Origin of the sequence: Anoxybacillus sp. EFIL (assembly GCF_013096955.1) — a bacterium.
GTDB classification, from domain to species: domain Bacteria; phylum Bacillota; class Bacilli; order Bacillales; family Anoxybacillaceae; genus Anoxybacillus; species Anoxybacillus ayderensis.
Genome location: NZ_SDLH01000005.1, coordinates 46,408 through 61,241 on the forward strand (window position 1 = coordinate 46,408; position 14,834 = coordinate 61,241).

The window sequence follows — 14,834 nt, forward strand, 5'->3', positions numbered from 1 at the left end:
TCTAGGGAGAGAGGAAAATGCAAGCAAGTGTTGAACAACGTACAAATATGCAAACAGTCGTTTATCCGATTTTAATTGCCATTAGTATTGGTCATTTATTGAATGACGCGATGCAAGCTGTTGTACCGGCGTTGTTTCCGATTTTAGAATCATCAATGCACTTATCTTATACACAAATCGGTTGGATTGCGTTTACGCTTAATATGACTTCGTCTATCCTACAGCCGGTTGTCGGATTGTTTTCCGATCGGTATCCATCACCGAGCTTTTTGCCGTTGGGTATGGGAGCGAGCTTGTTAGGGATGGTTGGATTAGCGTTTGCACCTAATTTTTTCTTTGTGTTATTGTCCGTTTTATTCATTGGACTTGGTTCAGCTATCTTTCATCCAGAAGGTTCGCGTGTCGTTTATTTTGCTGCGCAGGCGAGAAGGGGATTCGCTCAATCCATTTACCAACTTGGTGGCAATACAGGTAACGCCCTTGCCCCATTGTTTACAGCGCTCATTTTTGTTCCGTTTGGTCAAAAGGGAGCAGGTTGGTTTGTCATTGTTGCGGCGTTAGGAATGGCTGTTTTATTTTGGGTGTCAAAATGGTACGCTCTTCAGTTACATCAACTGAAAAATCGTTCGAACAGAACAATAGAAGGAAAGACACATACAAGCAAACGAATTATATTTGCCCTCGTTTTTCTCGTGTTGCTAGTATTTGCACGTTCGTGGTATTATGCAGGGATTGCAAATTATTATCAATTTTATTTAATGGAATATTACGACATTTCTATTCGTAAGGCGCAGCTGTATTTGTTTGTTTTTATGATTGCAGGAGCGATCGGTACCGTTTTTGGCGGTCCGCTTGCTGATCGATTTGGGAGACGAAATTTAATTTTTGCATCCACGCTTGGTACGGCACCGTTTGCACTCATTTTGCCATATGTGTCACTTCATTTTGTTTTGCCAATTGTTTTTGTCACAGGCTTTATTTTATCGTCTAGTTTCGCTACTTTTGTTGTTTATGCACAAGAATTGCTTCCAGGAAATGTAGGGATGGCTTCTGGATTAATTGTTGGTCTCGCATTTGGAATGGGGGCGCTTGGAGCGGTTGCACTTGGCAAAATCGCAGACGTGTATACGCTAAAAACACTTATGGTTATGTGTAGCTTTCTTCCTTTGTTTGGCGTGTTGACATTTTGGCTGCCAAAAGAAGCATAGTGGCAAGCTCGTCGTTTGCCACTATACAGATGCCCGTTCGATCAAGCGGACGGGTAGTTTTTCTTTTGTTGGTTGAGTCTTATCATTCGTAAAATAATCGTATATCATCTGGAAAGCTTTTTTTCCGATAAGCGAAAGAGGTAGCTCAATTGTCGTGATATGCAACGCTTCTGAAATAGGATGATTATCAAAACTAACGATGGCTAAATCGTTTGGAACATGTAATCCATATGTTTTTCCCCACAAAACGATCCCTGCAGCAACTTGATCGCTAGCAACGAGCAAGGCGGTCGGTTTTTCTTTGAGAGAGAGAATGGTAGATGCAATTCGTTTTCCGTCGCTCATATGTAAACAATGATGGAACATCCAATCAGGACGAATCGGAGCATGTATGCTTTGAAGAGCATCTTTATAAGCTGCTTTCCGTTTTTGGCTATTGATGCTCGTTGGTCGACTGAGACAATATCCGATTTTGCAATGTCCCTTTTTTATTAAGTAATCCATTCCAAGCGCAAAGGCGTGGTAATGGTCGATATACACGGAAAACAGATGCGGCTCTGATGTATCTTCACATAAAACGATTGGACCGTCGTTTGTATAGGATGCAATTGTTTCGAGACGAATGGTATGCGAACAAATAATGAGGCCATCTATTTGCTTGACACGCAACATTTCAAGTGCTTCTTGTTCTTTATGTATATCATAGTTTGTTTGAAAAAAGAGAAGATGGTATCCGTATCGCAATGCTTCTTCGGAAATTCCCTCTACAATCATGCTGAAATATGGATGGTTGATAGTCGGTAACATCACTCCAATAATATTTGTTCTTCCTTTCGACAAGTGAACGGCGTTAATGTTTTTTTTATAGTTTAATTGATGGATCACATCCCATACGGCTCTTCGTTTTTCTTCTTTGACATATGGATACCCATTGAGCACACGTGAGACAGTTGAAACAGAAACGCCTGCACGTTTTGCGATTTCACGAATATTTGCCATATTTTCACCTGCTTTTGACAACGTATAGTTATATTTTACTTCTTTTTTGATGGAGGTGTAAAAGGTTTCATATTTCAGGAGGATTTTAGTCAGAACGATATTGGATTGACAGAAATCGAGCGGCATAATGATGAAAAAAGTCTTTTCCAAAAGAAGATCAGCTTGCCCGTTTTCATGGGCAAGCTGGCAATTACGGTAAGTCAATGAGCATAAAACGGCTGTCTATGTTCGCTGTTATGTGCAATTGTGTGACATCTGTGATACGAGCGGCATCACGACGTTGTAAAATTGTATCATCATTCAACACAAGTTCTCCCTCAATAACAAACACATACATTCGACGTCCTTCTTGTTGGTGGAATGTAAGTTGTTGGTTATTTTCTAAATCGGATAAATACATGGTTAGATCTTGGTGAATGTAGGCAACTTGCTCACCGGCTTGTTTTTTTGAAACAATGGGCAATAAGCGATTTTTCATGTTTTCAACATCGTATGAAATTTGTTCATATGACGGAGCAAGACCGTACGTTTCAGGTAAAAACCAAAGCTGTAGAAGATTGACTTCTTCCGTAGTAGACGGATTCATTTCTGAATGTACAATACCTGTTCCAGCTGTCATTCGTTGTACTTCACCAAATGAGATGATGCGATGATTGCCAAGATTATCGCGATGTTCAAGTTTTCCTTTTAAGACGACTGTAACGATTTCCATTTCTTGATGAGGATGTGCGCCAAATCCGCGTTGTGGAGCAATGATATCGTCATTAAATACGCGCAATGGGCCAAAGTGCATATTTTTTCGATCAAAATATTCAGCAAATGAAAAACTAAAATAACTTTGCAACCAACCGTGGTTTGATTCAAATCGTTCATGTGCGGGATATACGTGAATCATGGTGTGCCTCCTTATTTGATAAGTGCATCAAGTGAATAGTCGCCTGCGCCAATAAGTGCAACGCCAATGACAACAACAATTAAAATGAGATTGTATTCAAATCCATTTTGTGTGATCCAAAATCCATTTGGTGCGTGTACTTTTACAATGGCGACGAACATCGTTGCAGCAATTAACAAAGCTGCAAATGGGGTGAACAGCCCAAGCGCAAACAATAACCCTCCAACGAACTCAGCCAGGCCAGCAATGAGAGCCATTGTCATCCCCGGCTTTAGTCCAATAGATTCAAGCCATCCTCCCGTTCCTTTTAAGCCATATCCTCCAAACCATCCGAATAATTTTTGAGCACCGTGACCCATGAAAGTTAAACCGACAGCTAGACGAATAAGTAAAATACCGATGTGCATCATAATCATTTCTCCTTTCATATATCTTGATTTCAAGATAAAAGTTGTGCGATAGGCCTTTAAAAAGGCGCTAATGAAAGACCTATCTTTTTGAGCAAGTGAATCGCCATTTCTTTTTCATCTGTGGATAAAGATTGGAAAATTTCCGACATTTTTTGTGCATGCTGTGGGAAAATGTGATCCATTAGTGTCCTTCCTTCTTCTGTAATGACAGCGTACGTAATTCGGCGGTCCTTTTCACAACGTTGCCGGACGATATATCCTTTTTCTTCGAGTTTGTCGATAACGTATGTCATGCTTCCACTTGTAAGCAAAATTTTATCACCGATTTGCTGAATCGGCTGTGCTCCTTTATGATACAACAAATCGAGAACACCAAACTCCGTTGGATTTAGTCCGTAACGCTGAATGTCATGTTTTACATGTTCCGACACCGCCTTATGTGCTCTAGAAAGGACAATGAATAGTTTTAATGATAATGTTTCATCGTTTTGGCTCATATGCATCAACCTTTATCTTGATTTCAAGATAATTATAAACTTACGAAAAGTAAGTTGTCAATATATATAATTTTTATTTGTTTGTTGTGATGATCGTCACATGATCATTGTGATTTTGAAAAAGCTGTGACAAACAGTAAGAGGATATTGAGTGTGAATGAATCATTTTCCATATATCTTTTGGAATGTTGAGCGTCATATCGTTTGAGAGATTTTCCAACAATTAGATAATGATAGATTAATAAATCTCTGCTAGTCTTGTAAGCGAGCAACAGACTAGGAGGGATAACATGGGGAAATTACTAGCACTTGCTTCTCTGTTTGTAGCTACCATCTTTGTCTCAACAACTGAAACTTTTGCGCAAACGACAGTTCATTATGTCAAGCAAGGGGAGACGTTTTGGACGATCGCAAAACATTACAATGTTCCATTGCTAGAGTTACAACGAATCAATCAAAAACAAACAGATGTTTTATTTGTTGGGGAAACGTTGCGCATCCCACAACCTATTTCTCAGGCTGATAAAGATTTATTAGCTCGTCTCGTTCATGCAGAAGCAAAAGGAGAGCCGTTTGCAGGAAAAGTAGCGGTAGCAACCGTGGCATTGAATCGTGTTGATCATCCGAATTTTCCAAACACTATTCGCCAAGTCATTTATGATCGTTCCGGAGGATATTACGCATTTACTCCTGTACAAAATGGTGAAATTAATAAGCCGGCAGATCGTGAAGCATATCGAGCGGTCGAAGAAGCCATTGCTTTTCGCGGTTTAGGAAGCGGGTCGCTGTATTTTTATAATCCAAAAACGGCGAAAAGCGAATGGATCCGCTCACGACAAGTAACTGTGATCATTGGAAACCATGTGTTTGCGAAATAAAAATGTGTTTTTGTATATATTTGCATATATGATTGTATGATAATAGAAAAAGGTGTCCAGAACAGTTAATGGGACACCTTTTTATTTTTATTCTCTTTCAAACGTCCTTCGCGTTTAGCCGCTTCACGCAGTAAAAACTCGATATGGGCATTTACGCTTCGAAATTCATCTTGCGCCCATCGTTCGATGATTTCGTACAATTTTGGATCAATTCGAAGTGGGAAATTTTTCTTCTTTGTCATTTTATGTTCACCGTTAGTATAGCGTTCCAGCATTGATGACAGGTTGTGCTCCGCGGTCAGAAATGATTGCTACCATCAAATTATTAACCATATTTGCCTTTCTTTCTTCATCTAATTGTAAATGAGCCTCTTTGTCAAGTTGTTCAATAGCCATTTTTGCCATTGAAACAGCACCTTCGACAATTTTTTTCCTTGCCGCTAAAATGGCGGTAGCTTGTTGGCGTTGTAACATAGCGCTTGCAATTTCAGTCGAGTACGCTAAATGTGTTAAACGCGCTTCAATGACTTCAACACCTGCAACATTCAATCGTTCTTGTAGCTCTTTTGCTAATACTTTTGAGACAATATCAGCGTTTCCGCGTAGTGAAATGTCTTCGTTTTCAAATGTGTCATATGGATATTTTGTTGCAACGTGACGAATGGCTGTTTCACTCTGAATTTCAACAAATTGCTCGTAGTTATCTACATCAAATATTGCTTTGGCTGAATCAATTACTTTGAAAACAACGACAGCTGCAATTTCGATTGGATTTCCTTCGACGTCATTCACCTTTAGTTTTGCGCTATTAAAGTTGCGAACACGTAATGAAACCGTTTTGCGAACGCTGAGGGGAACAGTTAGAAATAAACCGCTATCGCGAATAGTCCCGATATATTTCCCGAAAAAGACGACGACTTTTGCTTGATTAGGTTGAACCATTGTCATCCCTGTTGATAATAGGAAAGCGAGAAAAACAAACGAAATCGGAAGGACAAGTTCCATCTCCATAAAAAATCGCCAAACAGCTCCTGCAAGTAACGCGATAATGAAAAATAAAGCGAGAAAACCATTTACATACCATGCTTTTGTTTCTTTCACGTTTTTCCCTCCTAACATCATAAAGATATTTTTATGATATCATATTTTCTATTATATGTAAATTAATTTTAATTGACTAACCAGTCAAAATTCTATATAATGGAATTGACTTGTTAGTCAATAAATGAATGATGCCGGGGAGGCGGAATAATGGGCATTGTTGATGTTAAACAGTTAACGAAAATGTATAAAAACAATCGAGGAATTGAACATGTTACATTTTCGATTGAGGAAGGAGAAATTTTTGGGTTTATCGGGCCGAATGGGGCGGGAAAAAGCACAACGATTCGTACATTGCTGAATTTCATTTATCCAACGGGCGGTAGTGCTACAATTTTCGGAAAAGATATTGTGAAAGATGCAAAAGAAATTCGGAGGCATGTAGGCTACTTACCTTCTGAAGTGCATTACTATGATGATATGAAAGTAATTGACTTATTGACGTATTCGGCATCATTTTACAAAGTGTCGGATCGACGATTGAAACAGTTAGCTGAACGACTTGATTTAGATATCTATAAAAAAATTGAAGATTTATCATTTGGAAATCGAAAAAAAGTCGGTATCGTTCAGGCGCTTTTACATGAGCCGAAATTGTTAATTTTAGATGAACCAACCGGTGGATTAGATCCGCTCATGCAGCATACATTTTTTGAACTGATTTTGGAAGAACGGAAAAAAGGAGTGACGATTTTCTTCTCCTCGCACATTCTTTATGAGGTACAAAAACTTTGCGATCGTGTAGCGATTATTAAAGAAGGAAAATTAATTCAAGTGGAAACGATTGAACATTTAACGAAAAACCATTTAAAACATGTGACGGTCGTGTTCGAAGAAGGTCAATATACTTCATTTGATTTAGCAGGTGTTGTAAAAAAAGAAATGAACGGCAATGAAATGACGATGCTATATAAAGGAGATATGAATGAACTGATAGCCCTATTGCACAGCTTGCGCATAAAAGATGTGTCGATTAGCGAGCCATCTTTAGAAGATGTGTTTATGCACTATTACGAAAAGTGAACATTTCTAGAGGGAGGGATGGACGATGTTTAAACGTGAATGGAAGAGAAATGCAAAATCTTTAATGATTTGGAGTATCGTACTTGGTGGTCTTGTGTTTTTGACATTAAGCATTTTCCCACAGTTTGCGGAGCAGCAAAAAGAAGTAACAAAACTTCTTCAATCATTGCCGCCAGCGATGATTAAGGCGTTTGGGATGGATCAACTAAGCATTGGCGATTTAACAGGGTATTACGGTGTTCGTATATATATGATGACAACTTTACTTGGCAGCGTTTATGCAGCGATGTTAGCTGCAAACATCGTCGCAAAAGAGGAAAACGATAAAACGATTGAATTTTTACTTGCTAAACCAGTAACGAGGGGAGAAATTTTAACGAATAAATGGCTTGTTGTGGTGGTGAATATCCTTATTTTAAATGCGGTTTCTTTGCTTGTTAGTTTTATTGGTTTTCAAATGGCTAAAGAATACGATGTTTCATTTAAAGCCATTTATTTATTGACGTTGGCAACTGTATTCCTTCACTTTACGTTTGCGTCCATAGCATTTTTCTTATCAACGATGATGCGCAAAACGAGAAACGCATCATCATTTGCCCTTGGACTTGTCTTTGTTACTTATTTTATGAATATGATGTCAAGTATTTCTGAAGATTTATCGTTTTTAAAATATGTGAGTCCGTTTAAATATGTCGATGCGGCACCGATTATTTATGATTTACAAATAGATCCATTGTATACAAGTTTAATGATTGTGATCATTATTTCAAGTATTGTTGCAGCATACGTCGTTTATCAAAAGAAAGACATTGTCACATGAGGGTGGTTTGATTGTACGAAACGTTTGAAAGGCAACCAGAAGAAAAAAAGAAACTCATTATTCAAACCGTGATCGAAGAGTTTGTACAAAACGGATACGAAAACGCATCGACGGATGTGATGACGAGTCGCGCTGGCATTTCAAAGGGATTGTTGTTTCACTATTTTAAAAGCAAAAAAAATTTATATTTGTATGTCGTTCATTATGCAAAACGGTTATTGACTGAAAAAACGATGGAAGCAGTAAATGAACTGAGATGTAGTGACTTTTTTGAACGAATAAAACAAATTGTGCTTATCAAGCAACGAGTATTTATGAAATATCCGAATGAAACACAACTAGTCATCGATGCAGTCGCTAATCCACCAAAAGCGGTGAAAAAAGAAATAGAACAACTGCTTGCGAAACATTACGAAACATATGCTGAAGATTTTCAATTGCAACATATTTTTTTAAAAGATCTTCTCCAGAAAGAAACATTGCGTGATGATGTATGTGCTGAAACTGTCGTGCGCATGACGATGTTGATCGTTGAACAATTATCGAATAAGTACATGCAACTGTATAGAAATCAAAAATATAATCCGATTCAACAAGGGGATTTGCTTGTACAAGAGTTAGATGAATATGTGAATATTATAAAATATGGGATTTACAAGTAAGGCGGGACTTTTCCCGTCTTTATTCATTATAAGAAAATTGTTGAAATTTTCTGTTTTTATGTGGTATGATATTTTCGAGAAATTTGAAACGATGTTTCATAATACGCAACAAAAAGGGGAAGGGGAATGATGATGGGAGAATATGTACAAGTTGGACGTTTGCAAGTAGCCAGCATTTTTTATGATTTTATAACAAATGAAGTATTACCAAATAGCGGGGTAGATGCAAGCAAGTTTTGGAGCGATTTTGAGCAGCTGATTGAAGAACTCACACCGAAAAATAAAGCGTTGCTTGCGAAGCGTGATGAACTGCAAGAAAAGATTAATGAGTGGCATAAGCAACATCGTGGGCAGTTCGATTTTGAAAAATACCGATCGTTTTTGCAAGAAATTGGATATTTAGAGCCAGAAGTTGATGACTTTGAAATTACAACAGAAAATGTGGATGATGAAATTGCTAAGCAAGCAGGTCCGCAGCTCGTTGTTCCAATTACAAACGCACGTTATGCCCTTAATGCAGCCAATGCTCGTTGGGGAAGTTTGTACGATGCGCTATATGGGACAGATGTGATTAGTGAAGAAGATGGTGCACAGCGAGGAAAAGGATACAATCCGGTGCGCGGTGAGAAAGTCATTGCTTACGTCCGTGCCTTTTTAGATGAAGCGGTACCGCTTCGTGAATATTCGCATAAAGACGCTGTTCAATATGCTGTTGTAGACGGTACATTAACTGTCACAGTAAAAAATGGACAAACGACAACATTACAAGATGAAGAGAAGTTTGTCGGGTATCAAGGCTCACCAGAGCAACCGTCTGCTATTTTGTTAAAAAATAACGGCTTGCATATTGAAATACAAATTGATCGAACTCATCCGATCGGGCAGACAGATGCAGCTGGGATTAAAGATGTTTATTTAGAGTCAGCTTTAACAACGATTATGGATTGTGAAGATTCCGTTGCAGCGGTGGATGCGGAAGATAAAGTGCTTGTTTATCGTAATTTGCTCGGCTTAGTTCGGGGGGATTTAACAGCGAACTTTACAAAAGGGAATAAAATAGTGACTCGTGCCCTTCAACCGGATCGCGTGTATACGACACCAAATGGCGAAACGCTCACATTGCCAGGCCGTTCACTTATGTTTGTGCGAAACGTTGGGCATTTAATGACAAACAATACGATTTTGCTTGAAAATGGGGAAGAAGTGTATGAGGGCATTTTAGATGCTGTTGTGACAACTTTAATTATGAAACATTCGCTTCTCGGTAATGGAAAATATGTGAACTCAAGAAAAGGTTCCATTTACATCGTAAAGCCGAAAATGCACGGTTCAGAAGAAGTGGCATTTGCGAACGAATTGTTTGATCGGGTTGAAGACATGCTCGGTCTTGAGCGAAATACAATTAAAATTGGCGTGATGGATGAAGAGCGTCGGACAACGTTGAATTTAAAAAATTGCATTTATGAAGTAAGAGATCGAATTATTTTCATTAACACAGGCTTTTTAGATCGTACAGGCGATGAAATTCATACGTCAATGGAAGCCGGTCCGATGATTCGGAAAAACGAAATGAAGTCATCCACATGGTTACAAAGCTATGAAAAGTCGAACGTGGCGATTGGGTTAGCAACAGGTTTTCAAGGACGGGCTCAAATTGGCAAAGGGATGTGGGCGATGCCTGATATGATGGCGGAGATGATCAAGCAAAAAATTGCTCATCCGCAAGCAGGGGCAAACACAGCATGGGTGCCATCACCGACTGCAGCAACTTTACATGCGCTCCATTATCATAAAGTTGACGTATTTGCGGTGCAAGATGAGTTGAAGAAAAATGTGAAAAACTATCGTGATGACATATTACAAATTCCTGTCGCGATCCATCCAACATGGACGCCTGAGGAAATTCAACAAGAACTAGATAACAATGCCCAAGGTATTCTTGGCTACGTTGTTCGTTGGATTGACCAAGGTGTTGGTTGTTCAAAAGTTCCTGATATTCATAATGTTGGTTTGATGGAAGATCGAGCAACGTTGCGTATTTCAAGTCAACATATTGCGAACTGGTTGCATCATGGGATTTGTACGAAAGAACAAGTGCTTGAAACATTGAAGCGAATGGCCAAAGTGGTAGATGAACAAAATGCTGATGATCCGTTATATCGACCAATGTCAGCGGATTATGACAACTCAGTTGCTTTCCAAGCTGCGTGCGATCTCGTTTTCAAAGGATATGAACAGCCGAACGGCTACACAGAACCGATTTTGCATCGCCGCCGTTTAGAAGCAAAAGCAAAATTTGCGCATGTAAAACAATAATGTGATGAGGGCATTCCATGTGAATGCCCTCGTTATGTGCTAAAGGTGGGAAACAGCATGGAAAAAGATTCGTTTGTGAAATCAGTAGGTAGAGCATTGCAAATTATGGATATTTTAAGCGCTGAACGTCATGGAATGGGTGTAACTGAAATCGCAAAACAAATAGGTATTCATAAAAGCTCGGTGTACCGGTTATTGTCGACACTTGTTGAGTATGGGTATGTCGAACAAGACGAAGAAACAGAGCGCTATAAACTTGGCTACAAGCTACTAGAAATGAGCTCAAAGTTGTTAGAATCGATCGATTTGCGAAAAGAAGCGAAACCGTATTTGCGTGAGCTGGAAAAATTGACAAATGAAGTCGTGCATCTTGTCGTGTACGATCAAGGAGAAGTCATTTATATTGAAAAGTTAGATGGCAATGAAACGTTGCGCATGCATTCGAAAGTTGGAAAGCGAGCACCAATGCATTGTACAGCTGTTGGAAAAGCGATTTTAGCACATTTGCCTAAGCATGTTGTTGCAGATATTTTAGATCGAAAAGGATTGCCGCCACATACTGATTATACGATTACAGATCGTCAAATGTTGTTTCAAGAGCTAGAACGTGTTCGGCAACGCGGTTATGCGCTCGACTTAGAAGAAAATGAATACGGTATACGATGTGTCGCTGTTCCAATTTTTGATCATACGAAACAAGTTATTGCCGCAGTAAGTGTTTCCGGACCGACCATTCGTATGACAAATGAGCGGATTGAACAACTTCACGCACAAATGAAAAAGATAGGTGAACAAATTTCGGAGCGGCTTGGATATCGATGAATGATGTATACGTTTGGCCTCTAGTCATAGTATAATGATAAAAAGGATGTTTAAGGAGGCCACTTTATGGCACAACGTGTTGTGAAAACAACATATTTGTTAGGGCTTTTGTTTTTGGTCGCAGCGCTCGTTTATTTTTTTGCTTCTAATTGGCCTGAACTTGGGCGCTTGATGAAAGTCGGGATTAGTGCTGGGTTTATGATTTTGTTTTATGGCATGAGCGCCACTGTTTTTCGCCATCATTTTTTAAGTAAATGGTTGCTTATTTTTGGAGCGATAACATTTGGAATTTGTGTCGCATTAATTGGTCAAGTATATAACTCGCATGCGGATAGCTTTTTATTGTTTTTCATTTGGTTTATCCCTACGGCTATGTTTGCCATGTTTACTCGCATTCGATTTCTCGCTATATTCAGTTTCGGACTGCTACAGCTTACATTTTGGTTTTACTACTTTCCGTCTTCGTATCAAATTGAACGAGGGGAATGGCCATCGTTTTTTATTTTATTGCTTTTTGCCTTGATCAACGGGATCATTTCATTTCTTGGACGTCCATCAATTGTTTCTGTTCTGGCTTATATGGCGATGCACAGTTGGCTATTCGTCATATTTATACAAGGGATTTCCATAGACCAGTTTCATTTTTGGCCATACGTATATGCTTTTATCTTTGTGTTGTTTTTAATATATGTAAGAAAACAACCGTATTTTATATGTACGGTGTTGTTTACAGGTATGTTTTGGGTTGTGCAATATTTTCGTTTTGTTGAACGGCATTTTAGTGGTAATTGGTATATATTTGGGCTTGTATTGGCTGCCGTTATCGTTTATATAGGGATTTATGCGCTTCGTTGGATGAAAAAGCGAAGCAACGGAAAAGTAGAGAAAATATTTTTTGTTGCTTTTCAAGTGATTGTCACAGGGGTTGCTTCCATTATTGTAGTTGGAAGTATATTGCAATTATTATCGTTTTGGTTTGATGTGTTTTCTCCTTATTGGTTGTTTAGTATATCTGTTTTTTTATTTGTTGTTCCGGGATTGTTATGGAAAAGATGGAACGATGTTGTTCGTTACACATTGCTTGCGATTGGATATATCCTCGGTGCATTTAGCGTAACAGAGGTTTCCTTTATCATAATCAGTGTATATATCGCTGTATTATTTATTGTTTCATGGCGAATGTCGGCGGGTGTACGAACGATGACGAATATGGCTGTTTCTCTTTATTTCGTCATGATGATGCTCGATGAGTGGAGCGACATTCGTTTCACGTTATTTACCGTATTTGTTTTTTACGGCATCATTTATTGGATGACAAAACATACGTATGAGCGACTCGTTTTCCTCGTTTTTTCATTCGCTACGCTTCTTTTATTGACGAGTGCTGATTTAGTTGTGGTGGATTGGGCGTATGTTGTATGGAATATACTGTTTCTTAGCTTTGTTGCTTTTGTTCTCTTTTTCCGTACGAATGAAAAAGAACAAGCAATTGCTTGGTTATATATCTTTTTGTTTTTAGCGTTAAAGTATTATGAATGGGTATGGAATTTATTGCATAAATCCATGACATTAGCTATTGTTGGAGTATGTTTATTGATCGTTGCTTCGGTCGTACAAAAAAGAAAGTCGATTTCATTATCTTTCCATGAGAAAAAATGGTTACCGCTTTTCGTCATCATCATGCTGCAAGTTGCTTTTATCACCTATGTGACGTTTGATAAAGAACAACATCTTCAATATGGTCAACAAATGAAATTGCAACTTGAACCAGTCGATCCACGTTCGCTCATTCAAGGAGATTATGTCCGTCTTCAATACGAAATTTCAACAATTGAGGGAATGAATGAGTGGGGAAAAGCCCAAGTCATTTTACGGAAAGATGAAACAGGCGTTCATCGGTTCGTTGGTGTGTATTCGTTAAATGGAAAACAACGCGATTCGGATATGTATCGAGAAGGCGATGTATTAGTAAACGGAAATATATACGGAAATACAATCATTTATGGAATTGAAACGTATTTTGTTCCAGAAAAAACAGGAGGAGATATCCAACGCCATGCTCGTTTTGCGTATGTACGTGTAAGTAAGACAGGAGATGCGTTATTAGAAAAAGTGTCTGAACGGTAAGATAGGGAACCGCCGCCTCGTATGGAGACGGCGGCTTTTTATGATGTTGCTTAGCTTCAACTGCCATTTCCTTTGACAGTGGTGAAGGAGACTTTACTTTCCAATAAACATTTGTGTCCAATAGTTTCCGTTTCCGTCAAATCCAACACCAATATGCGTAAAGTTCCGATTTAAAATGTTGGCTCGGTGTCCGGCGCTATTCATCCACGCATTCACTACTTCTTGAGGTGTTCGCTGCCCTTTCGCGATGTTTTCCCCAGCTGTTCGATAAGAAACGCCGAAATCGCGCATCATATCAAAAGGAGAGCCGTATGTTGGGCTTGTATGCGAGAAATAATTATTTTTTCGCATATCTTCCGATTTTTTCTGAGCGACCGAGCTGAGCTGCGCATCAGCACGTAAAGCTGGAAGCCCTGCTCGAGCACGTTCTCTGTTTGTCAAATCGATGACTTGTTGTGCATATTGACTAATACTTGTCGTCGGTGTTGTTTGTCTTGGTTGCTGCTGAGTCGGTTGTTGTGTTTGTCTGTTCGGTTGTGTCGGCGTCACCTGATTTGGACGTTGATACGCATTTGGTGAAGGTGTGTAAGGTCTTGGTTGCACATACATTCTTTGTTGTTCCGTTAACGATCGTTCGATTTGTGTGCGTACATTTGCAGCGTCTTTCGGATCGATCGGAACAAATTTATAGCGCGCTTCTTGAATCAATATCGCTTTTGTATGAGGATATTGATCGCTTGATAGCGTCGTATGCAAAGCAGAAATGTTTGAACGGTTGTTCATATCCATTGCGTTGTTACAGCCAACAATGGCAAGTAAACTTAAGGCGACAATGGATTTCGTTAGTTTTGTTATCATTTGTGCATCCCTCCTTGGCAGTTTAATCGTTATGCATCATTAGTTTTTGCCGTTACGAAGCAAACTAATGATGGGAATGGTTGAGAAATGTTTTTTCCTCTTTTTGTTTTTAAAAAATGACAAGATTGTGACAGACAAAATGATATTTACTTTACATTGAATGTGACCTGTAAGCGCTTTAATATGAAGCTATAGCAAGACCAAATAAAAAAGAGGAG

Annotated in this window: 15 protein-coding genes; 8 read left to right on the forward strand and 7 right to left on the reverse strand. The window is 38.9% G+C overall.

From position 1 onward, the window contains the following. The first annotated feature begins 17 nt into the window (after positions 1 to 17). A complete protein-coding gene (locus ES017_RS09150; protein ID WP_171335015.1) occupies positions 18 to 1,208 on the forward strand; it encodes an MFS transporter in 1,191 nt (396 codons plus the stop codon). Between the two features lie 21 nt (positions 1,209 to 1,229). Here the strand turns inward: ES017_RS09150 and ES017_RS09155 are convergent, their stop codons facing one another. The 4 genes from ES017_RS09155 to ES017_RS09170 all read right to left on the reverse strand — a co-directional run bounded on the left by ES017_RS09155 (position 1,230) and on the right by ES017_RS09170 (position 4,009). Continuing rightward, the gene (locus ES017_RS09155) at positions 1,230 to 2,207 is read right to left on the reverse strand and encodes a LacI family DNA-binding transcriptional regulator (protein WP_020424526.1); all 978 of its coding nucleotides are present in this window, start codon (positions 2,205 to 2,207) and stop codon (positions 1,230 to 1,232) included. Between the two features lie 190 nt (positions 2,208 to 2,397). After that, positions 2,398 to 3,102: a pirin family protein gene (locus ES017_RS09160; protein ID WP_021094835.1), complete on the reverse strand. Its 705-nt coding sequence runs from the start codon at positions 3,100 to 3,102 to the stop codon at positions 2,398 to 2,400. Between the two features lie 11 nt (positions 3,103 to 3,113). Then, positions 3,114 to 3,512, reverse strand: a complete 399-nt coding sequence (locus tag ES017_RS09165) for a DoxX family protein (protein WP_021094836.1) — start codon at positions 3,510 to 3,512, stop codon at positions 3,114 to 3,116. Positions 3,513 to 3,568: 56 nt separating this feature from the next. Continuing rightward, entirely contained in the window at positions 3,569 to 4,009 is a 441-nt protein-coding gene (locus tag ES017_RS09170) for a MarR family winged helix-turn-helix transcriptional regulator (protein WP_021094837.1), read from the reverse strand. A 290-nt stretch (positions 4,010 to 4,299) separates the two neighbouring features. Here ES017_RS09170 and ES017_RS09175 point away from each other — a divergent pair, with 290 nt between their 5' ends. After that, positions 4,300 to 4,887, forward strand: coding sequence for a cell wall hydrolase (locus ES017_RS09175; RefSeq protein ID WP_171335016.1), 588 nt, complete (start codon positions 4,300 to 4,302; stop codon positions 4,885 to 4,887). Positions 4,888 to 4,952: 65 nt separating this feature from the next. Here ES017_RS09175 and ES017_RS09180 read toward each other — a convergent pair whose 3' ends face one another. Beyond that, positions 4,953 to 5,129 (reverse strand): type II toxin-antitoxin system antitoxin, encoded by a 177-nt coding sequence (locus ES017_RS09180; RefSeq protein WP_042533980.1) that lies wholly within the window; start codon positions 5,127 to 5,129, stop codon positions 4,953 to 4,955. Positions 5,130 to 5,142: 13 nt separating this feature from the next. Next, a complete protein-coding gene (locus ES017_RS09185; RefSeq protein WP_021094839.1) occupies positions 5,143 to 5,988 on the reverse strand; it encodes an SPFH domain-containing protein in 846 nt (281 codons plus the stop codon). Between the two features lie 150 nt (positions 5,989 to 6,138). Here ES017_RS09185 and ES017_RS09190 point away from each other — a divergent pair, with 150 nt between their 5' ends. The 6 genes from ES017_RS09190 (at position 6,139) to ES017_RS09215 (ending at position 13,758) form a co-directional block, all read left to right on the forward strand. Next, positions 6,139 to 7,011 (forward strand): ABC transporter ATP-binding protein, encoded by an 873-nt coding sequence (locus ES017_RS09190; protein ID WP_075039717.1) that lies wholly within the window; start codon positions 6,139 to 6,141, stop codon positions 7,009 to 7,011. Positions 7,012 to 7,036: 25 nt separating this feature from the next. Next, the gene (locus ES017_RS09195) at positions 7,037 to 7,831 is read left to right on the forward strand and encodes an ABC transporter permease (protein WP_021094841.1); all 795 of its coding nucleotides are present in this window, start codon (positions 7,037 to 7,039) and stop codon (positions 7,829 to 7,831) included. 11 nt (positions 7,832 to 7,842) lie between these two features. Continuing rightward, on the forward strand, positions 7,843 to 8,493 hold the full coding sequence (locus ES017_RS09200; protein ID WP_021094842.1) for a TetR/AcrR family transcriptional regulator: 651 nt from the start codon (positions 7,843 to 7,845) through the stop codon (positions 8,491 to 8,493). A 132-nt stretch (positions 8,494 to 8,625) separates the two neighbouring features. Continuing rightward, on the forward strand, positions 8,626 to 10,809 hold the full coding sequence (locus ES017_RS09205) for a malate synthase G (protein WP_035063201.1): 2,184 nt from the start codon (positions 8,626 to 8,628) through the stop codon (positions 10,807 to 10,809). 57 nt (positions 10,810 to 10,866) lie between these two features. Beyond that, positions 10,867 to 11,631 carry an IclR family transcriptional regulator gene (locus ES017_RS09210; protein WP_021094844.1) on the forward strand — a complete coding sequence of 255 codons (765 nt, stop codon included), beginning with the start codon at positions 10,867 to 10,869 and terminating at the stop codon, positions 11,629 to 11,631. Positions 11,632 to 11,697: 66 nt separating this feature from the next. Next, complete coding sequence (locus ES017_RS09215; protein ID WP_042533982.1) at positions 11,698 to 13,758, forward strand: GDYXXLXY domain-containing protein; 2,061 nt, start codon at positions 11,698 to 11,700, stop codon at positions 13,756 to 13,758. 93 nt (positions 13,759 to 13,851) lie between these two features. On the opposite strand, the gene ES017_RS09220 is transcribed toward ES017_RS09215, so the two are convergent. Then, positions 13,852 to 14,616 (reverse strand): CAP domain-containing protein, encoded by a 765-nt coding sequence (locus tag ES017_RS09220; protein ID WP_021094846.1) that lies wholly within the window; start codon positions 14,614 to 14,616, stop codon positions 13,852 to 13,854. Positions 14,617 to 14,834: the final 218 nt, after the last annotated feature.

What these genes read in the sequence shown, in the direction of transcription:
- ES017_RS09150 (WP_171335015.1), top strand. Translation starts at nt 18, where the DNA reads ATGCAAGCAAGTGTTGAACAACGTACAAATATGCAAACAGTCGTTTAT.
- ES017_RS09155 (WP_020424526.1), bottom strand. Translation starts at nt 2,207, where the DNA reads ATGGCAAATATTCGTGAAATCGCAAAACGTGCAGGCGTTTCTGTTTCA.
- ES017_RS09160 (WP_021094835.1), bottom strand. Translation starts at nt 3,102, where the DNA reads ATGATTCACGTATATCCCGCACATGAACGATTTGAATCAAACCACGGT.
- ES017_RS09165 (WP_021094836.1), bottom strand. Translation starts at nt 3,512, where the DNA reads ATGATGCACATCGGTATTTTACTTATTCGTCTAGCTGTCGGTTTAACT.
- ES017_RS09170 (WP_021094837.1), bottom strand. Translation starts at nt 4,009, where the DNA reads ATGAGCCAAAACGATGAAACATTATCATTAAAACTATTCATTGTCCTT.
- ES017_RS09175 (WP_171335016.1), top strand. Translation starts at nt 4,300, where the DNA reads ATGGGGAAATTACTAGCACTTGCTTCTCTGTTTGTAGCTACCATCTTT.
- ES017_RS09180 (WP_042533980.1), bottom strand. Translation starts at nt 5,129, where the DNA reads ATGACAAAGAAGAAAAATTTCCCACTTCGAATTGATCCAAAATTGTAC.
- ES017_RS09190 (WP_075039717.1), top strand. Translation starts at nt 6,139, where the DNA reads ATGGGCATTGTTGATGTTAAACAGTTAACGAAAATGTATAAAAACAAT.
- ES017_RS09195 (WP_021094841.1), top strand. Translation starts at nt 7,037, where the DNA reads ATGTTTAAACGTGAATGGAAGAGAAATGCAAAATCTTTAATGATTTGG.
- ES017_RS09205 (WP_035063201.1), top strand. Translation starts at nt 8,626, where the DNA reads ATGGGAGAATATGTACAAGTTGGACGTTTGCAAGTAGCCAGCATTTTT.
- ES017_RS09210 (WP_021094844.1), top strand. Translation starts at nt 10,867, where the DNA reads ATGGAAAAAGATTCGTTTGTGAAATCAGTAGGTAGAGCATTGCAAATT.
- ES017_RS09215 (WP_042533982.1), top strand. Translation starts at nt 11,698, where the DNA reads ATGGCACAACGTGTTGTGAAAACAACATATTTGTTAGGGCTTTTGTTT.
- ES017_RS09220 (WP_021094846.1), bottom strand. Translation starts at nt 14,616, where the DNA reads ATGATAACAAAACTAACGAAATCCATTGTCGCCTTAAGTTTACTTGCC.